The 23,944-nt window shown below is 55.5% G+C and carries 26 protein-coding genes, 1 tRNA gene and 1 riboswitch; of the genes, 17 read left to right on the forward strand and 10 right to left on the reverse strand.

Annotated elements, in window-relative coordinates; translation table 11 throughout:
- The first annotated feature begins 4 nt into the window (after window positions 1-4).
- From QZ487_RS04645 to pnp, 4 genes are all read left to right on the forward strand, one after another.
- Window positions 5-724 carry a site-2 protease family protein gene (locus QZ487_RS04645; protein WP_296023535.1) on the forward strand — a complete coding sequence of 240 codons (720 nt, stop codon included), beginning with the start codon at window positions 5-7 and terminating at the stop codon, window positions 722-724.
- Window positions 717-1,721, forward strand: a complete 1,005-nt coding sequence (gene truB / locus QZ487_RS04650; RefSeq protein ID WP_296023537.1) for a tRNA pseudouridine(55) synthase TruB — start codon at window positions 717-719, stop codon at window positions 1,719-1,721. Before QZ487_RS04645 ends, truB begins: the two co-directional genes overlap by 8 nt.
- A 12-nt stretch (window positions 1,722-1,733) precedes the next feature.
- Entirely contained in the window at window positions 1,734-2,003 is a 270-nt protein-coding gene (rpsO, locus tag QZ487_RS04655; protein WP_285976606.1) for a 30S ribosomal protein S15, read from the forward strand.
- A 170-nt stretch (window positions 2,004-2,173) separates the two neighbouring features.
- Window positions 2,174-4,459 (forward strand): polyribonucleotide nucleotidyltransferase, encoded by a 2,286-nt coding sequence (gene pnp, locus QZ487_RS04660; RefSeq protein ID WP_285976607.1) that lies wholly within the window; start codon window positions 2,174-2,176, stop codon window positions 4,457-4,459.
- A gap of 74 nt (window positions 4,460-4,533) precedes the next feature.
- Here the strand turns inward: pnp and QZ487_RS04665 are convergent, their stop codons facing one another.
- A complete protein-coding gene (locus QZ487_RS04665) occupies window positions 4,534-4,743 on the reverse strand; it encodes a DMT family transporter (protein ID WP_285976608.1) in 210 nt (69 codons plus the stop codon).
- A gap of 174 nt (window positions 4,744-4,917) precedes the next feature.
- On the opposite strand from QZ487_RS04665, the gene QZ487_RS04670 reads away from it, so the two are divergent.
- Together QZ487_RS04670 and QZ487_RS04675 are read left to right on the forward strand one after the other, a co-directional pair.
- Window positions 4,918-5,205 carry a helix-turn-helix domain-containing protein gene (locus QZ487_RS04670; RefSeq protein WP_285976609.1) on the forward strand — a complete coding sequence of 96 codons (288 nt, stop codon included), beginning with the start codon at window positions 4,918-4,920 and terminating at the stop codon, window positions 5,203-5,205.
- Window positions 5,205-5,891, forward strand: a complete 687-nt coding sequence (locus tag QZ487_RS04675; protein ID WP_285976610.1) for a spermidine synthase — start codon at window positions 5,205-5,207, stop codon at window positions 5,889-5,891. Before QZ487_RS04670 ends, QZ487_RS04675 begins: the two co-directional genes overlap by 1 nt.
- Window positions 5,892-5,894: 3 nt before the next feature.
- On the opposite strand, the gene QZ487_RS11465 is transcribed toward QZ487_RS04675, so the two are convergent.
- The 3 genes from QZ487_RS11465 to QZ487_RS04685 all read right to left on the reverse strand — a co-directional run bounded on the left by QZ487_RS11465 (window position 5,895) and on the right by QZ487_RS04685 (window position 7,067).
- The gene (locus QZ487_RS11465) at window positions 5,895-5,975 is read right to left on the reverse strand and encodes a DUF481 domain-containing protein (RefSeq protein WP_367114440.1); all 81 of its coding nucleotides are present in this window, start codon (window positions 5,973-5,975) and stop codon (window positions 5,895-5,897) included.
- A gap of 55 nt (window positions 5,976-6,030) precedes the next feature.
- Window positions 6,031-6,309 (reverse strand): DUF1993 family protein, encoded by a 279-nt coding sequence (locus tag QZ487_RS04680; RefSeq protein WP_296023540.1) that lies wholly within the window; start codon window positions 6,307-6,309, stop codon window positions 6,031-6,033.
- A gap of 83 nt (window positions 6,310-6,392) precedes the next feature.
- Window positions 6,393-7,067 (reverse strand): GcrA family cell cycle regulator, encoded by a 675-nt coding sequence (locus tag QZ487_RS04685; RefSeq protein ID WP_296023541.1) that lies wholly within the window; start codon window positions 7,065-7,067, stop codon window positions 6,393-6,395.
- A gap of 114 nt (window positions 7,068-7,181) precedes the next feature.
- Between QZ487_RS04685 and QZ487_RS04690 the strand changes: the two genes are divergently transcribed.
- Window positions 7,182-8,075: an ABC transporter permease gene (locus QZ487_RS04690; protein ID WP_296023543.1), complete on the forward strand. Its 894-nt coding sequence runs from the start codon at window positions 7,182-7,184 to the stop codon at window positions 8,073-8,075.
- Window positions 8,076-8,185: 110 nt separating this feature from the next.
- Here QZ487_RS04690 and hspQ read toward each other — a convergent pair whose 3' ends face one another.
- Window positions 8,186-8,566 carry a heat shock protein HspQ gene (hspQ, locus tag QZ487_RS04695; RefSeq protein WP_285976614.1) on the reverse strand — a complete coding sequence of 127 codons (381 nt, stop codon included), beginning with the start codon at window positions 8,564-8,566 and terminating at the stop codon, window positions 8,186-8,188.
- Between the two features lie 191 nt (window positions 8,567-8,757).
- On the opposite strand from hspQ, the gene QZ487_RS04700 reads away from it, so the two are divergent.
- The 4 genes from QZ487_RS04700 (at window position 8,758) to QZ487_RS04715 (ending at window position 12,016) form a co-directional block, all read left to right on the forward strand.
- Window positions 8,758-8,847: transfer RNA gene (locus QZ487_RS04700), tRNA-Ser, on the forward strand.
- A gap of 1,370 nt (window positions 8,848-10,217) precedes the next feature.
- Window positions 10,218-10,919, forward strand: a complete 702-nt coding sequence (locus QZ487_RS04705) for a hypothetical protein (RefSeq protein ID WP_296023545.1) — start codon at window positions 10,218-10,220, stop codon at window positions 10,917-10,919.
- Window positions 10,920-11,008: 89 nt separating this feature from the next.
- Window positions 11,009-11,623 (forward strand): GIY-YIG nuclease family protein, encoded by a 615-nt coding sequence (locus QZ487_RS04710; protein WP_296023547.1) that lies wholly within the window; start codon window positions 11,009-11,011, stop codon window positions 11,621-11,623.
- A 12-nt stretch (window positions 11,624-11,635) separates the two neighbouring features.
- The gene (locus QZ487_RS04715; RefSeq protein ID WP_296023548.1) at window positions 11,636-12,016 is read left to right on the forward strand and encodes a (deoxy)nucleoside triphosphate pyrophosphohydrolase; all 381 of its coding nucleotides are present in this window, start codon (window positions 11,636-11,638) and stop codon (window positions 12,014-12,016) included.
- 6 nt (window positions 12,017-12,022) lie between these two features.
- Here the strand turns inward: QZ487_RS04715 and QZ487_RS04720 are convergent, their stop codons facing one another.
- The 3 genes from QZ487_RS04720 to QZ487_RS04730 are packed head-to-tail and all read right to left on the reverse strand — an operon-like array spanning window position 12,023 to window position 14,718.
- Window positions 12,023-13,984, reverse strand: a complete 1,962-nt coding sequence (locus QZ487_RS04720; protein ID WP_296023550.1) for a DUF2075 domain-containing protein — start codon at window positions 13,982-13,984, stop codon at window positions 12,023-12,025.
- A 40-nt stretch (window positions 13,985-14,024) separates the two neighbouring features.
- Entirely contained in the window at window positions 14,025-14,288 is a 264-nt protein-coding gene (locus QZ487_RS04725) for a hypothetical protein (protein ID WP_296023551.1), read from the reverse strand.
- A 40-nt stretch (window positions 14,289-14,328) separates the two neighbouring features.
- Complete coding sequence (locus QZ487_RS04730) at window positions 14,329-14,718, reverse strand: hypothetical protein (RefSeq protein WP_296023553.1); 390 nt, start codon at window positions 14,716-14,718, stop codon at window positions 14,329-14,331.
- Window positions 14,719-14,855: 137 nt separating this feature from the next.
- Window positions 14,856-14,961, forward strand: a riboswitch (SAM-I-IV-variant riboswitch).
- A gap of 616 nt (window positions 14,962-15,577) precedes the next feature.
- Here QZ487_RS04730 and QZ487_RS04735 point away from each other — a divergent pair.
- The 6 genes from QZ487_RS04735 (at window position 15,578) to QZ487_RS04760 (ending at window position 21,485) form a co-directional block, all read left to right on the forward strand.
- Window positions 15,578-16,018, forward strand: coding sequence for a hypothetical protein (locus QZ487_RS04735; protein ID WP_296023554.1), 441 nt, complete (start codon window positions 15,578-15,580; stop codon window positions 16,016-16,018).
- A 348-nt stretch (window positions 16,019-16,366) separates the two neighbouring features.
- On the forward strand, window positions 16,367-17,644 hold the full coding sequence (locus tag QZ487_RS04740) for a DUF3422 domain-containing protein (protein WP_285976615.1): 1,278 nt from the start codon (window positions 16,367-16,369) through the stop codon (window positions 17,642-17,644).
- Window positions 17,645-17,693: 49 nt separating this feature from the next.
- On the forward strand, window positions 17,694-18,695 hold the full coding sequence (gene bchI / locus QZ487_RS04745) for a magnesium chelatase ATPase subunit I (protein WP_285976616.1): 1,002 nt from the start codon (window positions 17,694-17,696) through the stop codon (window positions 18,693-18,695).
- Complete coding sequence (locus QZ487_RS04750) at window positions 18,692-20,404, forward strand: magnesium chelatase subunit D (RefSeq protein ID WP_296023558.1); 1,713 nt, start codon at window positions 18,692-18,694, stop codon at window positions 20,402-20,404. The genes bchI and QZ487_RS04750 overlap by 4 nt, the downstream gene beginning before the upstream one ends.
- A complete protein-coding gene (gene bchO, locus QZ487_RS04755) occupies window positions 20,401-21,294 on the forward strand; it encodes an alpha/beta fold hydrolase BchO (RefSeq protein WP_296023560.1) in 894 nt (297 codons plus the stop codon). The genes QZ487_RS04750 and bchO overlap by 4 nt, the downstream gene beginning before the upstream one ends.
- A 2-nt stretch (window positions 21,295-21,296) precedes the next feature.
- Window positions 21,297-21,485 carry a hypothetical protein gene (locus tag QZ487_RS04760; protein ID WP_285976619.1) on the forward strand — a complete coding sequence of 63 codons (189 nt, stop codon included), beginning with the start codon at window positions 21,297-21,299 and terminating at the stop codon, window positions 21,483-21,485.
- On the opposite strand, the gene QZ487_RS04765 is transcribed toward QZ487_RS04760, so the two are convergent.
- Window positions 21,482-22,201 (reverse strand): hydroxyneurosporene dehydrogenase, encoded by a 720-nt coding sequence (locus QZ487_RS04765; protein WP_296023563.1) that lies wholly within the window; start codon window positions 22,199-22,201, stop codon window positions 21,482-21,484. The genes QZ487_RS04760 and QZ487_RS04765 overlap by 4 nt on opposite strands.
- 119 nt (window positions 22,202-22,320) lie before the next feature.
- Window positions 22,321-23,880, reverse strand: a complete 1,560-nt coding sequence (gene crtD, locus QZ487_RS04770) for a 1-hydroxycarotenoid 3,4-desaturase CrtD (protein WP_296023565.1) — start codon at window positions 23,878-23,880, stop codon at window positions 22,321-22,323.
- Window positions 23,881-23,944: the final 64 nt, after the last annotated feature.

Consider the following 23,944-nt stretch of genomic DNA (forward strand, 5'->3'; position numbering starts at 1 on the left):
ATAAATGACAGATACTCTCACAATGGCGCTGGTGCTGATCCCTTGCCTGATCGTCGCGATCGTGTTCCACGAGGTCGCGCATGGATATTCCGCGTTGCTGCTCGGCGATACGACCGCGCGCGACGCGCAACGTTTAAGTCTTAACCCGCTTCGCCATGTCGACCCTGTTGGTACTTTGCTGGTGCCAGGCGCATTGGCGCTGGCGGGGGCTCCTGTGTTCGGCTGGGCCAAACCTGTTCCAGTGCGGCAGGATCGGCTCGACAATCCGCGCTATGGCATGATGGCGGTGGCAGCTGCGGGGCCGGGTTCGAATTTTGTACTGGCGTTGATTGGCGCAATCGCCTTGGGGCTATTCCTCCCTGCTGGAGCTCAGATCACAAGCACTGGTGGCGGCATGTCGCTGATTGCGGACGGGGCAGGTGAAACGCTGCTGCTGCAAAGCGGCATGTTCTATTTCATCCTGATCAATGTGTTCTTGGGCGTTTTCAACCTGTTGCCAATCCCGCCGTTCGATGGTTCGCATATAGCTGAAGGGCTGCTGCCACCTTCGTTGGCGCGCAGCTATCGCAAGCTGAGACCTTACGGGATGGCTTTGTTTTTTGGTCTGGTCGCGCTGACATGGTTTGCCCCGGAATGGGGCGTGCTGGAGAACACGATTGGACCGCCTGTGAACTGGGCGCTCAAACAATATCTCGACATTGCGACGGTGGTGGCTGGTGGCTGATCCGCGCGAGCATCCGGTTTCCGGCTGGCTGATCCTCGACAAACCGCGTGGGCTCGGCTCGACGCAGGCTGTCGCTGCCGTGAAGCGCAATCTGCGCGAAGGTGGATATGCCAAGACCAAGGTTGGCCACGGTGGCACGCTTGATCCGCTTGCCGAAGGGGTTTTGCCAATAGCACTGGGCGAGGCGACCAAACTGGCTGGACGCATGCTGGATAGCGACAAGATCTATGAATTTACGATCCGGTTCGGTGAAGAGACAGACACGCTCGATACGGAGGGCAAAGTTGTTGACCGCTCGGGCAGGCGACCACCAATGGCCGCCGTGGCTGCGATCCTTGAACATTTCACAGGGGAAATCGAGCAAGTGCCGCCTGCCTATTCAGCGGTAAAGGTGGACGGTAAACGCGCCTATGCCCGGGCGCGAGCTGGAGAAACGGTAGAGATCAAAACGCGGTTGGTAACGATCCACTCGCTGGAGATGGCATCCTCATATCAGTCGGGGTCTGAACTTGATTCCGCTTTTGCAACATCACGCGGCCGGCCTGATCCCTATGATCCTTCCGCGCCACTCGAATTGGCTGAAAGCGTCACTCTCATCGCGCATGTTTCCAAAGGGACCTATATCCGTTCTCTGGTACGCGATATCGCGCGCGCGCTTGGGACCTTTGGTCACGTGACTTATCTGCGGCGTGTAAAGGCAGGCCCCTTCCTTGAAAGTCAGGCGATTTCGCTGGACAAACTCAACGAAATCGCTAATGGCGCGAGCCTTCAAGACCTACTCCTGCCGCTCGAGGTGGGGCTGGACGACATCCCGGCTCTCATTCTCGATCAGACAAGTGGGCAGGCGGTCCGTCAGGGCCGGGTCCTGTCTGAACTGCCCCAACCATCCGGGCTCTATTGTGCGATGCTGGACGATGTGCCGGTAGCGTTGATGGAAATTGAGGATGGGACGGCGAAAGTCGTCAGGGGCTTTAACCTACCCGATGTCGCTGAGTAAGAGAGAATTATTATGTCGGTTGATGCCGCAACGAAAACGAAGATTATCGAAGAAAATGCCCGCGACAAAGGTGACACGGGTAGCCCGGAAGTACAGGTAGCGATCCTCACGCAGCGTATCCGCAACCTGACCGAGCATTTCAAAGGCCACCACAAGGACAACCACTCACGCCGTGGTCTTCTGCAGATGGTCAACAAGCGTCGCAGCCTGCTCGCCTATCTCAAGAAGAAAGACGTAGAGCGCTATAACGCTTTGATCGCGAAGCTGGGTCTTCGTAAGTAAGAATTTCTCGAAGCGGCCCCCTTTCGGGCCGCTTCTTGCATAAGGAGCCGAGCAACATCCGGTTGCTGGCCCGGGGGCAGATAAACGTCCCACACCGCACCGGGGCGGATTTCCCGGGATTTGTAGGCCCCGCGCGGCAATAAGGCCCCGCGGGTTCAAAAGGAAAATACATGTTTGATAAGAAAACCGTGTCGATTGAATGGGGCGGAAAAACCCTCACTCTCGAAACCGGTCAGATTGCCCGTCAAGCAGACGGCGCCGTTCTGGCCACCTATGGCGAAACCGTAGTGCTCTGCGCTGTAACCGCCGCAAAAAGTGTTCGTGAAGGGCAAGACTTCTTCCCGCTCACTGTTCACTATCAGGAAAAATTCTCTGCAGCCGGCCGTATCCCGGGCGGCTTCTTCAAGCGCGAAGGCCGCGCAACGGAAAAAGAAACGCTGACCAGCCGTCTGATCGACCGCCCGGTTCGCCCGCTTTTCCCTGAAGGTTTCTACAACGAAATCAATGTTATCGCTCAGGTTCTGTCCTATGATGGCGAAACCGAACCGGACATTGTTGCGATGATCGCAGCTTCGGCCGCACTGACCATCTCGGGCGTTCCATTCATGGGCCCGATCGGTGCAGCGCGCGTCGGTTTCCGCAATGGCGAATACGAACTCAACCCGAGCCTGCAGACTGCGCTCGACGACGAAGGCCGTTTGGACCTGGTCGTTGCAGCAACACAAGATGCTGTGATGATGGTTGAATCCGAAGCGAAGGAACTGACCGAGGAAGAAATGCTCGGCGCAGTTATGTTCGCGCATGAAGAGAGCCGCAAGGTTATCGGCGCGATCATCGATCTGGCTGAACAGGCTGCCAAGGAACCATGGGTTATCGACACATCGGACGATACCGCAGCGATCAAGGAAAAGCTGCGCGGCATCGTTGGTGACGATATCGCAGCCGCTTACAAGCTGACTGACAAGTCGGCCCGTTCGGACGCGCTCAATGAAGCACGTGCTAAGGCGAAGGAAGCTTTCGCTGACGAAGAAGCGCAAACGCAGCTGGTTGCCAACAAGGCAGTGAAGAAGCTGGAGGCAGAAATCGTTCGCGGCGCCATCATCAAGGATGGCACTCGTATCGACGGCCGTAAGCTTGATCAGGTTCGCCCGATCGAAGCTATGGTTGGCTTGCTGCCACGCACACACGGTTCAGCGCTGTTTACGCGCGGTGAAACGCAGGCAATCTGCACCACCACGCTGGGCACCAAAGATGCCGAGCAGATGATCGACGGTCTCGAGGGTCTCTCTTACAACCACTTCATGCTGCACTATAACTTCCCGCCCTATTCGGTTGGCGAAGTGGGTCGCTTTGGCTTTACCGGTCGACGCGAAACCGGCCACGGTAAGCTCGCATGGCGCGCGCTGCACCCTGTGCTGCCCAACCATGAAGACTTCCCCTACACCATCCGCGTGCTCTCAGACATCACCGAGTCCAACGGCTCGAGCTCGATGGCGACCGTTTGCGGTGGCTGTCTGTCGATGATGGACGCAGGCGTTCCGATCGAACGTCCTGTATCTGGTATTGCGATGGGCCTGATCCTTGAAGGCGAGGACTTTGCTGTTCTGTCAGACATTCTGGGTGACGAAGATCACCTGGGTGACATGGACTTCAAGGTTGCCGGTTCAGAAGCAGGTATCACCACCATGCAGATGGACATCAAGGTTGCCGGCATCACGCAGGAAATCATGGCCAAGGCGCTGGAGCAGGCGAAAGCCGGCCGCACGCACATCCTTGGTGAAATGGCGAAAGCTCTTGGCTCAGCGCGTACAGGCGTTTCCAAGCACGCTCCGCGCATCGAAACCATGCAGATCGACAAGTCGAAGATCCGTGACATTATCGGCACGGGCGGCAAGGTTATCCGTGAAATCGTTGCTGAAACCGGCGCAAAGGTCGACATCGACGATGAAGGCGTGATCAAGATCAGCTCTTCAAATGCCGATGAAATCGAAGCCGCGCGCAAGTGGATCGAAGGCATCGTTGAAGAGGCTGAAGTCGGCAAGATCTACACCGGCAAGGTCGTCAACATCGTTGACTTCGGTGCATTCGTGAACTTCATGGGTGGCAAGGACGGTCTCGTCCATGTCAGCGAAATGAAGAACGAGCGCGTCGAGAAGCCAACTGACGTTGTTTCAGAAGGCCAGGAAGTAAAGGTCAAGGTCCTCGAGATCGACCAGCGTGGCAAGGTTCGCTTGTCGATGCGTGTCGTCGACCAGGAAACCGGTGAAGAGCTGGAAGACACACGTCCTCCACGCGAAAGCAAGCCTCGCGGTGATCGTGGCGATCGCCGTGGTCCGAGGAATGATCGCGGCGGCGGTCGTGGCCGTGGTGGCGGTCGTCGCGGTGGCCGTGATGATGGCCACAAGGGCGGCGGCGATGACGGCTCTGCCCACGTGCCGGACTTCCTTAAAGACTAAGCTCTTTTCAATTGAAATGATGAGGCCCGCCGGAGAGATCATGGCGGGCCTTCTTTTTTGAGCAGGTCTGCCGGCTACCTTCTGGCGAGTAGCACCCAGACAACCATCAGCGTGATTCCCGCGATGCCTATTAGATCAATTCGTGCAACTGGTACGCCCATCAGGCCGAAATGATCGATGATGACTGCGCTGATGATCTGGCCAAGCAAGACGAAGAAGATCGCATTGCCCATGCCGAAACGTGGGCCGATAAATGTGATTGATATGGCATAAAACGCAATCAAGACGCCGCCCAGCTATTACTCTCACTTTCCCAATGCCACCTACTTTCTATTGGTAACTGGATTTCTAGGTTACCCATGGGTAACCTCGCGAAACACGTCGATTGGAAGATCATGCTCAAGCGTCGCATAAATCACAGCCCAAAGCCGCCCGAACCTTGCGCGTTAACCGAATGCATGGCGGTTATTGCCGGTACATGGGCACCCAATGTGGTGTGGTGCCTGCGGGCCGGGCCACGCCGCTTCAGCGAATTGATGGATGTTATTTCCCCTGTCAGCGGCAAGGTGTTGCCGGCACGGCTGCGCGAGCTTGAGCAGCGAGGCGTCATCACTCGCAAGGTTTGCGACACCTCGCCGCCATCGGTTGAGTATTCGCTGACTGAACTGGGCGGCGGATCGATCCCAGCGCTCGATTCGATCGTTAAGGTTGGTCACAATCTCAAAAAGCGGGGGTATTCAGCCTGATGCTTCCGCGTGAGACCCTGGCCACAGCGCAGATACCCGATGGCGACGAGCTGTCGCTCGTTAGCCATGGCCGCGATTTCATCATCATGCTCGGGCGGAACGAGCTGATGGGCACGCGTATGCAGTTCAGCGAAGAGCAGCTGGCAGTGCAGACCATGGAGCGCGTTGGGAATGACGCGCCGCGAATATTGATAGGCGGCTACGGCATGGGTTTCACCTTGCGGGCCGCGCTGGCGCGCATGGGCTCCAACGGTCAGGCGGTCGTAGCAGAACTTGTACCGGAAATTGTCGAATGGGCGCAGGGTCCGATGGCAGAACTGACGGGTGGCTGTCTGGAAGATCCGCGAATGGACCTGAAGATTTGCGATGTCGCGGCCCTGATCGACGATGCAAATGACGGCACTTGCGACAAATTCGATGCCATTCTTCTCGATGTCGATAACGGACCCGATGGTATTGTCCGCGAGGAAAACAACCGCCTCTATTCACCCACGGGGCTGGGAAAATCGCGGGATGCCCTAAAGCCGGGTGGCATACTCGCGATATGGTCTGCAGCATCAGACCACCGCTTCACCAGAAAACTGCGCGATGCCGGATTTGATGTTGAAGAACGCTTCTTCCGCGCCCGGCCTAACAATAAGGGCCCGCGGCACACGATCTGGTTCGCCCGCCCTAGACAGCGCTGAAGGTCAAAAGTCGTAGATTAGAGTCACCCGGCTAAGCGTGTCGGTTTGCTCGGAGCCTGCTAGAGGGCTGCTGTCATACTCGATTGCTTAAGAGAAGCGTGTGCTCAGAACGCTGCCAGCTTGCTTTGCGCATCCGCAATCATTGCGCGTATGACTGCCAACTATCCGGTACGATCGTGAAATCTGCCGTAAATTCGCCCGTTGGCATTTGGTCAAAGGTGCAGGCTGAATGCATCGAGCATGCGCGGACATGCCGCGGCAGTGTCCATATCGTCTCTGCAAGCTTCGCGCCGATCAGGTCGTTATCCGAAAGCCCATTCTCCTTCACATGCGCCTCGCCTTTGGCGATCAAGCCTGAGAGCCCACTCAAAATCTGCTGACAGCTTTGGACGAAGGCGTCGTAAGGGGTAATGGCCATGCGAATGCTCCGTGAGATTTGAAAAGGCCCGGCGATCCACAGGGACAACCGGGCCTCGAAAGTCTTTGCTCAGCGCGCCCGACCTACCTTACGCGGGGGCCACCGAAGGGAAGCGGTGGAGGGGGTCTGCGCGCGCCGCGCGGCAGCTGTGCCTGATAGGCGCGCCCGCAATGCTCAACGCAATAGGGATATCCCGGGTTCACTGTTTCGCCGCAGAAGTGGAAGTCAGGCTCACCAGGGTGACCCATAGGCCAGCGGCAAACCTTCTCGGTCAGATCGAGCAAGCTCGTTTTGTCCGCGATTGCCGGGCTCGGTTTCGCGGGCACCAATCGACGCGGCGGAGCAGGCGGGATCGGCGCTTGCTGATCGCCCGGCCCCTGACGCAAGAAGCCACCAGGGCCGACTGATACGATCTTAGGCAGATCAGGCGTCTTGTTAGGAATTGGTTGCGACGGGATACTCGCACCCGATGCCTGTGCAGTTACCGGCTTGTCAGCCGGCTTTTCTGTCGGTTTTGCTACTGGCTTGGCCGCGGTCTTCTTGATGGCGGTCTTTGGCACGGGCTTCTTAGCCGGAGCTTTCTTCTTCTTCTCGCCTGCTTTCACCGGGGAAGGGCGTGATTTCAGACCTAACCGATGCGCCTTGCCGATTACGGCATTACGGCTCACTCCCCCAAGCTCTTCAGCGATCTGGCTAGCGGTTGATCCGCCTTCCCACATTTTCTTTAGCGTAGCGATACGCTCGTCAGTCCAACTCATCTAAATTCCAGTTCCTGTGTCCCGCGCTGGTTGCCCGTTTTCGATCAGCAAACAGCACAACGAATCTTACTGTGTGACTTGTCACAGCCGCTCCATCGCACTAGGCGCGCCTGCATGGCCGATCAAGCACCTCCTGCCCGTCCGAAATCGGAGGCACCCCTCGACAAGACAAATTCGGGCGAAGGGACCCGTTTTACGCCGCGCGGCGTGCCGGTAATCTCCGGCGTCAACCGCGTCGGCTTGTGGAGTCTCTATATTAAGGAGGTTCGGCGGTTTCTCAAGGTGCACACGCAGACAATTTGGGGCCCGGCCGTCACGACACTGCTGTTCTTGATCATCTTCACGGTCGCTTTAGGGCGTGGCGGACGCGAAGTGCTGGGCGCGCCATTCGCCAGCTTTGTCGCGCCAGGCTTGATCATGATGGGCATGATGCAAAATGCTTTTGCAAACTCGTCCTTCTCGCTGCTCGCTGGCAAGATCCAGGGAACAATCATGGATTTGCTCATGCCGCCGCTTTCGCATGGAGAGCTGATGGCAGGTATTATCGGCGCAGCTGCGACCCGCGCGGTGATGGTGGGCAGCACGGTTGCGCTGGCGATGGCGCTGTGGCCGGGAGTTTCGCTGTCCATAGCGCATGTATGGGCCGTGATATGGTTTGGCCTGATGGGCGCGATCATGCTGTCGCTCATGGGATTGGCAACGTCGATCTGGTCGGAAAAGTTTGATCACAACGCGGCCATTACCAATTTCGTAGTTGCACCCCTCTCGCTGCTTTCCGGTACATTCTATGTAATCGACAACCTTGCGCCGGCGTTTCAGGCTGTCAGCCGGGCAAACCCGTTCTTCTATGTGATCTCTGGCTTCCGCTACGGCTTCTTAGGAGAAAGCGATATCGGCGAGGGTGCCGACGCGGTTGTTCAGGCGGCGGTTGCGCTTGGGGTACTAAACCTTGCTCTTGCCATCATCGTTTATCTGGTCTTGCGTTCCGGCTGGAAACTCAAGGACTAAAGGGCAGGCTCGTCGACAGCTGATATCATGGTCATTCTGTCCATGCCGGACGTTCTAGCAGGTATGTGTGATACTAATGTCAAATGCGCCGTTGACCGTGGCTAGACGCATTAGTGGGTCAGCGCTCGGCGCATGCGATACCGTTTGCCGTCGAACTGTTCGAACAATTGCGCGATTTGCGGATGATCAATCGGTCCGCTGCTTGCATCGGTAAGCAGGTTCTGCTGGCTGACATAGGCGACGTAGGAACTGTCGTTATTCTCAGCCAGCAAGTGATAAAATGGTTGCTCGCGGCTTGGGCGGATGTCCTCAGGGATAGCCTGGTACCATTCTTCGCTATTGGCAAAGACCGGATCAACATCGAAGATCACACCGCGAAAATCGAACATCCGGTGGCGCACAACATCGCCAATCCCGAAGCGCGACTTGACGTGACGCGGGGCCTCGATGGTACGTCCAGCTTGGCTGGAAAAGAACACAGCTCTCTCCATAATGACCGAGGATATGGGTGATAGGTCGCGGGAGACAAGGGCGCATCGGCAAACCGTCCCCAGTTTTGCGGCGAATTTGTGCTTGGCAAGGGCAGGGGGGTCAGCTAACTGGCGCGCTTCTTGTCGCAGGCTGGATATGACGACGCTTTACGCGCGGCTCGTCCGCGTCAACCGCGTGCAGACAAGAATGCGGAGAGATGCCGGAGTGGTCGAACGGGGCGGTCTCGAAAACCGTTGTGCTTTCACGAGTACCCAGGGTTCGAATCCCTGTCTCTCCGCCATTTCTTATTGTTTTATATGGTCTTTTTGGTGAAATGGGCGCTGGTTACCAAAACCGTTCCCTAAAAGATTTATCGATAGCGCAACCAGCCACCGTCCGGTCTGCTTATTGAATCGACACCCCCACCCCCTTAAAGATCTGACAGGGTAATAATTGAAAGGGGGTACCCCCCAAATCTCAGAAATGGGACCCACGCTTCCTCTTACTTACTATTTTGCTCGTTCGATGTCCGGAGGGTGATCTCTGGGATCGTTCACCATGCTCAATGCTTTAGGGCCTACCAAACTTCAGTAACATCCAATTTAATGCAATGCCGTCGCCCTTGGTAATCCATATAAGGAAGTTCAAACTCGGCGCTACCTATCTCCCCTGGAGGTATGGTTATGTTTTGCACAACCCTTTTGCTGTAATTTCCTTGGCAGCTTACATTTGCTCCGAGCTCATACTGTATTGCCACTTGCTCAATCTGGCTGTTTGAACCGTTTTCAATTGTAAAATGAGCATTATGGCCAACGCAATATGACTGACATGTTATCCCGAGATCGATAATCCTCAGTTGACTGTTAGCTTCGGATATACGCTGAAACCTCTCCCTGGCCATCTCAAACCTCTCCCTGGCCATCTCTGCGTCGCGTGTCCGCTTTTCCTCAATCAGCGCGGCAATCATCTCGCGATCTTCATCAGTTGGGGTGGCTCCGGATACCTCTACGCTATGACCCAAATCCGGTACGTTTAACAAAAATGTCCCATCGGAGAGCTGTACAGCTGGGTACTTTCTCACACACTCTGTGACCAGAACCTCCAAGGCCTCAGGTGTGGCCGCTTCGCGAGCACTGTCTGCGCGACACTCTTCCTGTGTGGTTTGCCCGCAGGCAGACAAAATTAGGCTCAAAAATATTGCAATTATAAATCGCCTCAAATCACCCTCACCTACACTTTGGCTTCCTACCCCGCCATCGCGGCGTCCCTGCGGGCACTAGCCCGTATGCGAATGATAGTGCCTCAATTTCTCGCAGTTCTGCAAGTACCTTGCTTCTTTCGGCCTTAGCCGCGAGCGTTTCTTGTCCATGTCTATACTGCGGATGGCTTGCACCCTTCCTGATCGTCTCTGGCTTTCTAGCCCCGTGGTACCTGCACGTGGTCATGCCGTAGGCGGCTGGGTTGCGGCATCGGTCACCCCTCGCTTTGCATTTGGCCTTGCAACGGGTTGTTTTACCGGAGAGGATGTTTGGCAACGGCATGCTCTACTATAGCATGCGGAGTAATCGCGTTGGGGGTTTTGATTGGGATTTCCCCGAGGACGCAAAGTGGAAGGGGTATAAGCGCTACCGTTGATCGCGCGCTTCTGGCTGGAGAGAGATTTTTAGGTCGATGATAGACATTAGCTTTGACGTCCGCTCAGATACTCCGCCAGGCAAAGATCCTGACAAATTCAGTTCGACACTGAGAGAATACCATAGGCGCCTTTGGAGCAAGCCACTTCCTGACGGTGCCAGTTTCGAATTAAAGATATCAAAGGCAAAGGGTTACCTCTTTCACCAATCCAGCATTGGTGAATTTTATCTGTCTAGCGATAGCATGATGCCTTCATATCTTAACATTAAACGTATGGCAGCTGTTCTTGAGCAGGTTCCAAAGAGTCTACCGAAAGAGGTTCAGAGCCAAGCCTATAGGATTGGCGGGTTCATAGTTTTTCCAGGAAACCGGATTGATAATAAGATGACAATCAACGGTGCCAGAGGATGCAATCGTAAAATTGGTGACAGATTTGACCTAACGCTCGAATGCATCCGCCGCCACTATGCTCAACAAGAAAGCCCCCTGTCGGAAGTGCTGCAACGTTACGGGTATTTTTTCGAAATTTTCCGAAGCTTTCGAGATTACACTGAGTTCTTTCACCTGCAAGATTTGGTCAGCCAAGATGCGAGCGAAGTAAAATTTCTGCTGGCCTTCGACAATTTCCAAAGAACACCTTTTCCTGTTAGTGGTGATGAATACCGTGCATACGCTGAGAGAACGATGGGCTTTCTCAAAGCTCGAGGCGCGAGAATGAAAGCTGCGGTGAATAATTAGGAGAGGCTTGTACGTCTCTGCGCTAGCCATGTTTAAACAAGCTGAGAAGCAGGCGTTGGAATAACGTCAAAAAATGTATTTGGGTCCGTATGCCGATTGTTTATGTGCTCAGTAATCCAGCCTTCGAAGGCTACGTGAAAGTTGGAAGAACAGTTGATCTGGAGCAGCGGCTCCGCCAACTCGACAACACCAGCGTGCCTCTCCCATTTCGTTGCGAATTTGCAATTGAGGTGAATGATGAAGTTCAGGCTGAACGCTTAGTCCATATGGCATTTGCCGACGTGCGAGTTCGCAGCAACCGAGAATTCTTCGAGATAGAGGCCCAGCGGGTCATCGCAGCCCTAAAACTTACTGGCGGCAGAGACGTAACGCCCAAAGAGGATGTAGCAGCGGATCAGGAGGGCATTGAAGCCCTCGAGCGCTCCGTGGCTAAGCGGAAAAGCTATAGCTTTGCAGATGCTCACGTGAACGTCGGTGACGTTCTAACTTACGCCAGAGATGATAGTATAACTGCCACCGTGGTCGCCGATAAAAAGATTGAGTTTGAAGGCGAAGTTATGAGCGTAAGCCGGGCCGCCCTCGTGCTGCTCCACCGCGACGGGTATAAATGGAAACAAGCGAACGGCTGGACATACTGGATGAAGAACGACGAGACCCTTGCGGAACGCGTCCATAGGTTTGCTGAAACCGAGGATGAGGATTAGTTCGAGGTGGTTGTGCACCAAACAATCAAGGTTGCTGCGGCCGTTGCAATCAAGGATGGCAAGGTTTTGATTGCAAGACGAGCGTCCGGAGAGAAGCTCGCGGGGTTCTGGGAATTCCCGGGCGGTAAACTAGACAGTGCTGAAACAGCCCAACAGTGCATTGTTCGGGAATTGGCTGAGGAGTTGTCCGTTATAGCCATTCCGGGAGCTGAACTGACTAGATCTGTCCACCGGCACATTGAGTTGATCGCTGTAGAGGTAAGACTGGAATCAGAGGACTTGACGCTCACTGTTCATGACAGAGCCGAGTGGGTGAATGTGGCTGACTTGACCGGTTATCAACTGGCGCCAGCCGACATTCCCATTGCTCGGCACCTCGTGGGAAAGATATAAAAAGGGTCAGGCTGGGCTGATGCCGCAAGCTAGCATGTAATCGTATACTCCATCGTAAAACGATGGTGGCCTCGTATGGTCCCGCAATTCCCCATTTGGCACAAAGATAACGATGCCTTGGCGTGCTCGCGTCAAGAGAACCCGGTAAGCGTTCAGGAGATAAACCTGCTTTGTAGCGTCATTTACGTTTTGCCACTTCGTTCCTTTGAAGGAATAGTGCGCCCATTGACCGTTCGCCCGCCTCAAATCGGCATCCCAACAGACGCCGGCCCAATCTAGTTCTAAGCCCTGCACATCGAATTGGGTGGCTACCTCCTCAACGTAGTAAGAAGAGCGAACGTCGAAACGATCATTCAAGAACCAACTCGCAGGGTCAATTTTGGCCTTAACGTGGATGCCTTCCGGCCTTAGGCGATAGCCTCCCGATGATGCAATCAGCCCAAAACGTTCAGTGCCTCGAGCATGATTCCTTAGCCAATTGCGCGCGACTTCAAGATTTCTAGTCACCGCTATGGGATATCGGTCATTCAAATCTGAGAGCGCAGTCCGGGCCTGATCCGCATCGCCATCCAGAAAGTGCCCGACAAAAGCCGAGAGTTTCTCGGCACGGAATGACCGCATCGAAACAGAAAGGTGTAGTTCTGGGTGTTTTTCGATCGTTGGGGACTGAAGCAACCGTGACGCTTCGTCATCGACGGTATAGTGGCGATCTTCGAGCAAAGAGGATGCGTGAACATTCCAGTCGGGAAAGCGCTCGCGCAAAGCACTAAGCCATTCTGATAGCCCCGCTTCGCCGGTATTTATTTCCTGCCCTCCGCCAATCAAACAAATGATCGTGCACCAATCAGTATGCCGGTCCATGACACTGATGAGAAATTCGGGTTCAGACATCGCGAAGTCGGCATGCCCTCGCTTGGTTTGCATAAACTTGGATGCCTGTTCTTTAGTCCATGCGCGTTGCGCTTCATCGAAGACAACAACTTTTTCAAACGGCTTCTCATTGCTGCTGAGGTAGTGATCTCGGAAGTGATGGATATTTTGGACAAAGCGGCGAACCGAACGAAGTGCGTCGGACTTCCTAACGCACTCTCTGGCTACCTGATCTCGGGCTAGCGCTTCGCGCAAAACATCAACCAAGGGGCCATTGCCAGACAGGAAAACGGCATGCTCCTCTTCGTGACCCTCGGCGCGTTTCGCTGCGATATTCAATCCAGCTAGCGTCTTACCCGCGCCGGGCACGCCAGTGATAAAACAAATGGATTTGTTTGATGACCGTTTCGATTGATCGATGATTTCGGCAATCTTGTCTGAGGTGCTTTGAAGGTTCTTTGCACCCGCGTCTGACCTCGATATTTCTTCGACTGCGTGGCTTCGATATAAAGCCTCAGCAGCTTCGATAATTGTTGGAGTGGGTCTATAGCCTGCCGTCCGCCACCAATTCACGTCCACATCGGCGGCATAAAAGTTCTCTGGCTTGATATCGAGCGCCCGATCCAATCCCCTTTTGCCCACGAGCACTGGTTGGCAAACGCCATCATCGGCCCAAATAAGGTCGCTTAAGGGCCTATCGGTCGCATCTGTGGCGCATAGGATAGGAACAATCGGAAGACTGTGGCTGCCAAGATGGAAGTTTTTTAGGTCGAGAGCATAATCGTGGACTTGGTCTATCGCATAGCGGTCATACGCGACAGCGTGCACCTTGAATTCAACAACGTAAACTAGGCCATTCAAGAGCAGGACTGCGTCTGCTCGCTTTCCCATGCGCGGTATCGAAAATTCTAGGAAGAGGTGTCCTTCGTAAACGCCAGCCAACTGGTCTTTCAGAAAATCTATCTGGGCTAGCCATGCGTCTCTCTGCTGGTGCTCAAGAGCGTGATGATGCGCACGTGTTAGCTCACCAAGAACAGCATCATTGCTTGACGTTAAAAAAGCTCCGACTGGAGCGGAGTAATAAGAATCTCGGATCATGCAGCTACGATAGCCATCAATACCAAAACCACAATCGGCACTAAATACCCGACCAACCGTGCGGCCGGCCCTTGGCGGCCTCCAATCGGACTATCATAGCCCTGACTGCACCCTGTTGGCGGTGTAGTTCGGCCAAGGCAGTATCCATCTTATTTGCGTCTACGTAGGAAGCGGCGTCTGCGGCGAGTATCTCGGCTTCGTTCAAGAGCCTTTCTGCTTCGCGTAGCTGCGGCAGGGGATCAGCCTTCGGCTTATCTAGGTAAGTGAGCGCTTCTTTGTGCAGGCGGGTAGCTTCGGCGAGCATGGCGCCTACGTGGTCTTCAGTCGATTTGCGCTGTCCTTGACTAATGAGCGCCTTCTATCTCAGAGCATCGCGCCTTGACACTTAGATCGAGAAAATCGTCCGGTTCAAAGATTGTTAGCTCTCCGGTTAGACGATTAAAGATAATTTCGTCATTGCCAGGTTTACCGGTCAGTTCGTTGTAACCTTTGGTGTGCCGGCCATAGAACTTTGTGCGATCTGATAATGCAGATTCAAGCCAATGGCCGCGATGCCCAGCGATACCTGCTATGTCATTGTCCACGTACCACACCTCTTTTTCCCAAGGCCGGTGTGGGTTCATGTACGTAAACTCGATTGCAAAATTAAGTGGTATTAGCGGATCTGGGTCAGCGCTACCTTCCGGCTGCACTTCGCAAGAATAATATATTTCCTCATAGAAATAAAAAGCCATGGCCACCCAAAGCAAAAGGGTTGCTGCTATGGATGCGACGCACCCACAAACCAAATTGCGGAACCTGCTTTTTAGCTTTGAGCTCACAACCCAACTCCGTAGCAATTTGCTATATTACGACATTAATGCTATATAGTTGCAAGCATCAAGAGTAGGATATGAAGTCCTCGCCAACCTGCCCAGCCCGGGCAAGGTGGTCACCCGAAAAGGGGATGTGGCCGGGCAGCAACCACTAGGGCTTATCCGGCAATATCCGTTTCGCGTGAGCTTTCGATGCAATGCATTGGAGCACACATGGTGACTAAATACACTGCCAAGGGCAATCCGTACAAGGAGCCGCCCTACACGGAAGAGGAGATCCTCGAGGGCGCGCGCCGCTCTAACGGAGGGGTGGTGGCTTTTAGTAGCCTGCGACATCCACGCAAACCTGTTCCCGCCCTCAACAAAGATAACGATAAGGAGCCGACCCGTGGTTAAAGTATATACAAAGGACGGGTCCGCCTTTCATGAGCCGCCTTATACTGAACAGGAGCATTTGGACCTTCAGCGTTGGATGAATGGCGGTGTAGTTAGATTCAGCAGCCTCCAGCACCATCAGAATAAAACAAGTGAGAGTCCGTAGTGAGATCAATAAAATGTAGGTCAGTAGCACCGTATCAGCTCATCGGCTCTTGCCATGTAACAATTAGGTAGGCGTACTGATATCTATCTTTATTATCTACATATTCTCAAAATAAATATCTGACGTTTTTAAAATTGATATTTGCCTATTGATTGATTCTTTTCGATAAAAGGGATTTATTATCATGAGAAAGTTTAAACCGAAAGGTTTGTTTTTTGCTTTTTTTTGGTGATAGGCTTGAGTTTACTCTATCTCAATTTGACTACTGCTGAATATCAACTCCATCAGGTCTGCAGGGGCACTAAGAGGGTAACCGATGTAGAAGGTAACGAGGTCGAGAGGGCAGAGGGTGCGGTATTTGGCATTGCTGTAAGCCGCTTCGACACTTTGCTGGGTGATGGAGCGTATGTTCATATGCTAATGCTGGGGGACATAACGGATTTAGGTTTTGGCTCCAGAACAATAAAGAACCTAATCATCGATAAAGATAAAGAACCGGAATCCATTTGGGAAAGTATTTATCTCATTCAGTTTGAAGATAATAATCAATATGAAAAAGTTAGCGTCATTATTTCAAATAACACTAAGACATTACACTACTCTAGCTCTTACGGAGATTTCATCACGAATTTTGATGGGCATTGTAGAGATGTTGAATTTTTCGACCCTACGAGATAGGCCAACTTATAGAACTGGTGTCGGGGTGTGTTACTGGAATATCTTACCGAAGTAGTCATATTCCATTTTATTGTCGTCGATGGCAAATGACATGGGAGATGTTCGCACATCCGTGACGCGGGCCAGACGGTTACTGGCAAAATTTTTGTGCGCTGACCCATCGAAGTATGAGCAGAAGTTGTTGTAGGATGGGTCAAACCAATTGTACGGGAACCCAGCAACCCCTTGCAAGGTTTCAACATGTGAAGGTTTCCCGAGGCATGCAGGCTCAAAATAAGTGTTTTGGGAGAGTACCGTCAGGCTAACCTGCGACTGGCGAGAGCATTCGGTTAGCGAGAAAGGACATCTATGCGTGATCATGAACTGCGCAAGAAAGCTGTAGGCGAGATGCATCTGCGTCGCTGGCCGGTGCTTGAGGTGCCTTGTGTGATCGTCCAATGGGTCTTGATCGTTGACGATGATGAACGCGCAGCAGAGCTTTCTGTGATCGAAGCCAAAGCCAAGTCTGACGATCCGGTTGGCAATCCGGCCTATCGAGCGGGCCGGCTGGGCGAACATGTGAAATTCGTATGGGAGCGGCACAGCGAAGGAACTAGCCTCTCTCTGTTCGCGGCGAATTCTCATGCGCAGGCGTTTCTGGATCCACTATCACATTCCGAACTGGCAGCAGCGCTCGATTGGGTAAGCCAGCTACCGGGTCAGATTGTACGTTGCACGCGCATCTGGGTTGCAGGAAGCGATCAGCATGTCGAAGCAGTTTTACCGAAAGTCGATCTGGAGCGTGCGGAGCTTGTTTCCTGTCATTTGGGCGGTCAGATCCGCATGTGGTCGGACTTTCGTATTCAGGACGATGGCTTCGGGCGTTTGTTGGTTGCCGCCAATGGCGCGGACCCTGCTGACATCACACGCCAGGTCCAGCGCTTGCAGGAACTAGGCAATTATCGCAATCGCGCACTTCTAGGACTTCCAATTGCGCGCGAATGCTGGCCAAAGCTTGATGAAGCCGAGGCGCGTTTGCGCGATCTCGCAGCGCGAATCGATAATCGCGACGAAACCGATGACCAGCTGATGGATATTTTGTCCAAGCTCTCTTTGGAGCTAGCGGCAATTGAAACCTCTATTTCATTCCGGATGGACGCAACCCGCGCATACGCACAATTGGTCAAAGACCGGTTGGTACAAGTCGATCTGCGTCCCATTCCCGGTTATGCTTCGCTGGCGGACTTTACCCAGCGGCGATTTTTCCCCGCGATGAACACGTGCAAAGCCACCACAGCGCGGGTTCGCCAATTGGCTCTTCGCGCTGCGCAATTGGCATCTCTCTTGCGCGCAAGGATCGAGACGCGGATTGAGAACCAGAATGCGCAACTGCTCCACTCGATGGATCAGAGCACGCGGATGCAAGTCAGGCTGCAGCAGTTGGTTGAAGGTTTCTCGGTCGTGGCGCTGAGCTATTACCTGATCGGATTGGTCGGTTATTTGCTTGGTGGCCTGCCGCTTGATCGATACGGCTTGGAGAAGAACTGGGTGCTGGCTGCCCTGGTGATCCCGGTCGTCGCCGGCATCTGGATCGGGATGCGCATGCTACGCAAACGCCTATTCGCAAACCGCGCAAAACACGATTGAGCACTAATTACTTGTCCTGAAGCGGGAATTTGTCCAGACTTGTGGACACATGGCGCGTTTTCCTTTCTCAGCGATTGTCGGTCAGAGCGAGATGAAGCTCGCGCTGCTGATTGCTTCGGTCGATCCTACGATCGGCGGCGTAATGGTTTTCGGTGATCGCGGCACGGGCAAATCGACGGCCAGCCGCGCGCTGGCTGCGCTGCTTCCGCCGATGCTGGTGGTGGAGGGATGCCGGTACGGCTGTACACCTGATCAAGCCGGCACTTGCCCCGATCCCTGCACATCGAAGCGCAAAGTAAAACGACCTTTGCCTTTCGTTGATCTGCCCTTGGGTGCGACTGAAGACCGGGTTGTGGGCTCGCTCGACTTGGAGAAAGCGCTGCGCAAGGGTGAAAAAGCGTTCGAGCCGGGCCTGCTGGCCAAGGCGCATCGCGGTTTCCTTTATATTGACGAGATCAATCTGCTTGAGGACCATCTCGTTGATCTGCTGCTCGATGTGGCGGCGTCAGGTGAGAATGTGGTCGAGCGCGAAGGGCTGTCCGTGCGCCACCGCGCCAGGTTCGTGTTGATCGGAAGCGGAAACCCGGAAGAAGGCGAATTGCGCCCGCAACTGCTTGATCGCTTCGGACTTTCCGTTGACGTACGCACGCCCAGCGAAATCGAGGAACGCGTCGAGATCATGCGACGCTGCGGCGCGCAGGAACGCGATCCTGAAGGCTTTGCCAAAGCATGGCAAGCCGAAGACGACAAGATCATCAAGCAGATCGCGCGCGGGCAAAAGCGCGTGCAGACAATAGATGTGCCGGATGATGTGCTCGCCGATGCGGCTCATCTTTGCATGATGGTCGGCGTTGACGGCTTGCGCGGAGAACTGACGTTGATGCGGGCCACCCGCGCTTTTGCTGCGCTGAGCGGCGCGCGCAAGGTCAAACGCGAGCATATGCTTGAAGTTGCCCCATTGGCGCTGCGGCACCGCTTGCGCCGCGATGTGCTCGATGAAACAGGTTCGACAGTTCGCATCGAACGCGCGGTGGCAGAGCTGTTCGGATGACGCGCGGCGCGCCCGCGCCGGAGTCCGATCTCGACCCCTTGGCCGACGCGCTGCTCGCAGTTCGCCTGCTGGCAATCGCTCCTCAAAAGCTTGGCGGGATTTGCTTGCGGGGGGGAGGGCCGGCGCGCGACTTGGTGCTTGGCTATCTGAAAGTTGCATTGCCCGAAACGTCGCCTTCGCGGCGTTTGCCAGCCAATATCGACGATGAAGGCCTGCTCGGCGGTGTGGATATCGCTGCAAGCTTAGCCGAGGGCAGAGCGGTAGAACGCGCTGGATTGCTCAGCGAGGTGCGCGGTGGCGTGGTAGTGGTGCCGATGGCTGAGCGGCTTCGAGAGGCGACCGCCGGGCGATTGGCGCAAACGCTTGATGACAAGGACATCGCGCTGGTGGCGCTTGATGATGGCCGCGAATCCGATGAAGGGCCAGCTGATGCCTTGCTGGATCGGGTGGCGTTCAAGTGCGATTTGTCGCGCGCAGCCTCGTTGGATCATGACAAGATCGTGCCCAAACCGCTTTCGATTAGTCATGTTGCTGAATTGGAAGATGAACAGCTGGCAGCGCTGGCAGCAGTGTCTGTCGCGCTGGGGATCGGTTCTGTGCGTCCACTGCTGTTTGCGCTGACAGCGGCGCGAGCGCATGCTGCGCTCCATCGCCGCAAGAAAGTGCGACATGAAGATTTGAGCGCGGCAGTGTCATTGGTACTAGCCCCGCGCGCAACGCAATTGCCGCAGGAGCAGCTTCAGGAAAGTGAGCCTGCCCCGCCGCCAGATAGAGCCGATGATCCGGGTAACAACGACCGAGAGCAGCCGAGCGAGCTACCGCCTGAAGAAATGCTGATCGAAGCCGCGCTCGCATCGATCCCGCCGGATGTTTTGGCGAAAATCGCAGCGGGCAAATTACGGCGCAGCGCTGGAGGCGGCACAAGCGGCAAACGCAGTAAGTCCAAGCTGCGCGGCAAACCGCTGGGCGCACGGCCCGGTATCCCGCGTGGCGGGGCACGGTTGGCGCTGATCGACAGCCTGCGTGCAGCAGCACCATGGCAGCCGTTGCGGCGGCATGAACTTGGGGATGACTCCCCAACAGCGCTGTTTGTCGAGAAGGACGACCTGCGGATCCGGCGATTTGAAGAACGCGCGGGCTCTGTCACAATCTTTTGCGTTGATGCATCGGGCTCTGCCGCCGTTGCGCGGCTTGCAGAGGCCAAGGGGGCGGTCGAGCGTATTCTCGCGCAAGCCTATGTCAAACGCAGTGAGGTCGCGCTGATCGCGTTTCGCGGTGAGGGTGCGGAAATGCTGTTGCCGCCAACGCGCTCGCTTACCAGGGCGCGCAGAGCTTTGTCCGAATTGCCAGGAGGTGGCGGAACACCGCTCGCGTCGGGATTACAGCTTGGGCTACAAATGGCTGAAGCAATTTCCTCACGCGGGCGTACGCCGTTCCTCGTGTGCTTGACTGATGGCAGCGCCAATATTGCCGCAGATGGCACACCTGGTCGCGCGCAAGCAAAGGAAAACGCGCACGCAGCTGCACGGGCATTGGCCCTACGCGGCATCGACAGCATCGTGATCGATATTTCACCTCGCCCGCGCGCTGAAGCAGCGGAGCTCGCACAAGCCATGCAGGCGCGTTATCTACCGCTTCCCACGGCGGATGCGGCCGCGCTTGAGCGTGCGGTCAATGCCGCGCAGCCTGGCCCGCAGCTCGTACGATGAGTGCGCTCAACTGGGAGCGTGAGGGACGAAGCTGGCCAAATCGCGAGCATAGCCGTTTCATTTATGCTGACGGTCTGCGTTTCCATGTCCAGCAAATGGGTGAGGGGCCAGTTCTGCTTCTGCTGCATGGGACTGGAGGTTCTACACACAGCTGGCATGCTATCATACCGCGGTTGGCCTCCCACTACACCGTAGTTGCCCCCGACTTGCCTCTACATGGCTTCACTGGCGGCGAACCGGTGAGCAGCAGAGCCAGCCTGGCAGGAATGGTGCGCTCGCTCGCGGCTCTAATCGATACGCTTGATGCAAAGCCGGCTGGACTGGTTGGGCATTCCGCCGGTGCGGCGATCGCGCTCGAATTGGCGCGAACAGGTGTAGTGAACGAGAGTACACCAGTCATTGGGTTCAGCCCTGCACTTACGCCTTTCCCGGGTGCGGCAGCACAGATATTCCCGGGCCTTGCAAGATTGCTGCTGCTCAACCCATTTGTGCCAAAGGTGTTCGCGGGCGTTTCCAGATTTGCCGGTGATCCCAAGCGTTTCCTCCAGCGATCAACTGGCTCTCAGACCGATCCGACATCGCTGGCGTGCTATGCGAAGCTGTTCGCCAATTCGCACCACGCGCGGGGCGCGCTTGCGATGATGGCGCACTGGGATTTGAACACCTTTTCCAAGGGGTTGTCTGGCATCAGCAACCCAGTGCTTCTGGTGCACGGGCGCAGTGATCAAGCAGTGCCTTTGGGTTCAGTCGAAGGCGCGGCGGCCAAGCTGCCAAATGCGCGATTGGACGTTTGGGAAAATCTAGGGCACATTGCGCATGAGGAAGCGCCTCAGCGCGCCGCAGCAGTGATCGCGCAATTCGCAGAAGCGCATATCCAGGGAGCGAAATAGGTATGGCCGATAGCTTGTGGGAGCAGTGGCGCGCCTTGGTGGTCCCCAACATGGGGCTGATCGAGATCGGGATGACTTTCTTCCTTGTGATCGGATTTTGTGTCTACCAGATCTGGTCGACCGATCGCGAACTCAAGAAAGATCGCGCTGAACGCGAAGCGGCGGAGAAGGACTCATCCTCGGAAAATTAACGGTCCGACCGGGGCATGCGATAGGGCAGCATGAATTGGACAATTCCGGAAGCAAACCGGTCCATATCCAGGCTTTCCTGAACAGCGACAACTTTCTCGCCGTCCAACCGAGAAGCCAGCGTAGAACGTGCGTAAAACGGAGTATCTTCCCACGTAGTAAGAATCTTGGCGTCGCCACGATCAGACCGCGTTTTGCGAGTAATCTGCCACACAGAATTTGGAAGCGGGGCAACCATTGGCAGCTCAGTCTCCTGCGGCGTACCGTCCGCGCGAAAACGCAGCGCACTGGCAAACCCGCTGCCGTTGCGGCGTATGCCTTCATAGCAAACAATCGCTTCTTTACCGATGTGCGCCCGCGACCAATGCCAAATGCGAAACCCTTCTTCCAGCGACTCGCTGCCAAAATTGGAATCCAGATAGCCCGCACCGCGCCAATTTATCCCTGGTTCGCGCATGTCGACTTCCACGCGCGCGCGCGGCGAGATGCAATGCCAGATATGCTTGGCTTGCGGGTCAAGTGCGAAAGCGGTTGAGTTCAGCATTTGCGGATAGACCCGCACTGTGCCGCGTATCTGCCTGCGGTACGGATTGAATAAGCGCTTGTCGCGCTCAGCGATTTCTATCTCCATGTGATCGTCCATCCAACGCACATTGCTGGGGCCAAGGATAAGCGTGTCACGATCGCGGGACAACGCGTCGTTTTGCCGCTCTGTCATGGCCCAGCGCGCCCGCGGCCCATAAAGCGCAACATTGAGCGCACAGTGGTTCTCCGGCTCACGCCGCCCTGAACTTTTATAATAAGGAGAGAAAACGCTGCCGATGAAGGCAATGATGGTCAGCCCGTGCTTCCCGTCTGCGCTGATGGCGTCGACATACCACCACCCATAACCACCGGGTGCGATTTCCGCATCGAAGCAAGGTCTTGCAACACTCTCGCTGCTGCCAGTTGCCCGGACAAGGCCGCCATTGGCACTCCCGCCCCCGGATGGGTGCTGCCGCCCGCGCAATAAAGCCCAGGGATCTTCGTAAGCGTTCCCTGCCGGCGGAAGGATGCCGCCCATCCGTGCGAGGCTCGTCCATAAAGCGCTCCTCCGGTTGAGGGCCAAAGCTTCTCGAACGTGTTCGGCGTCGCCACTTCGTGGGTGAACGGATCGTCCAGCTTCAGCCCGCAACGTGTCAGGCTGCGCATCATCGCTTTCGTGCATTGGTCGATCTCCTCGGGAGTATAACAGTGGTTGTCGCCATTGGCGGGTGCGTTGACGATTATCTGGAAACGCTCTGTGCGGCCGGGCGCTTCGCCCCGCCCTGGGTCGCGGTCCAGCGCGCATACATAAGCGGTTGGATCGCTCGGCGGTGTACCTGCCGCGATATCGAGGAATTCGCGCGGGTAATCCGGCGAAAAGAACACATTATGGCGCACCAACGGGAAGCTTTGAGCCCGCGCCTTGGCGTACCAGACAAAGGCGGAGAGCGAGCGCTCGCTCGTTCCAAATTGTGAAACTGCGCGTGAAGCATTCTGGCCGAAAAGTCCGCTCGCGATGGCTGCAGGATCAGCGTTGGCGATCACCGCGTCTGCGGCGATGCGTTCGCCATTTGCCAGGATAACTCCAGAAGCGCGACCACCAGTGACATCTATCCGCTCGACTGCCGTTCCGAGCCGGTACGTGGCACCTTGGCTTTTGCTCAAATCCTGCAGCGCCTTCGCCAGCGCCGCCATCCCGCCGTCGATCAACCACACGCCCATAGCCTCGACATGCGCGATCAGCATAAGTGTCGCAGGCGCATTGAAAGGCGATGAGCCGCAATATGTCGAATAGCGCGCGAACAGCTGACGCAGGCGTTGGTCACCAAAATGCTTGCCGAGCGCGTTCCATAGGCTGACGTAAGGATGCGTACCCATGAAGCCGGCAACATTGCTCAGCCCCATACGCCAGACCAGCGACAGCGGCGTAGCCGGCTTGGGCGCGCGCATCATTGTGTCATTAAGCGAGGCATAAATGGAGCGGGCTTCTTGACGGAAGGCTCTAAATCCTGCTGCGGCCTCGGCGCCTGCGAAATCGCCGATCGCTTCTTCGCTGCGCTGCGGATCGGCATGAAGATCAAGATAGGCGCTGTCATCCCAAGCGTGGCGCGCGAGGACTCCTGCGCGGCGAGTGGTGACGTAGTCATCAAGCTCCGCACCTGCGGCACGAAAAATTCCATCGAACACGTCACGCAGAGTGAAGACCGTCGGGCCGCCATCGATTTCCGCGCCATCGAGTGAGACTCGGCGTGCTTTTCCGCCAACCCAGCTGTCTTTTTCGATGACGGTTACGCGTTCGCCGCGAGCAGCCAATAGCGTTGCACAGGCCAAACCGCCCATGCCTGCACCGATAACGACTACCCCAGCGTTCAAGCCTCGCTCCCCAAAAGGTGTTTGACCTTTACATAACAGATGTCCAATCAAATGGACATAAGGA

This window comes from uncultured Altererythrobacter sp. (genome assembly GCF_913057185.1).
In the GTDB taxonomy this organism is placed as follows: domain Bacteria; phylum Pseudomonadota; class Alphaproteobacteria; order Sphingomonadales; family Sphingomonadaceae; genus Erythrobacter; species Erythrobacter rubellus.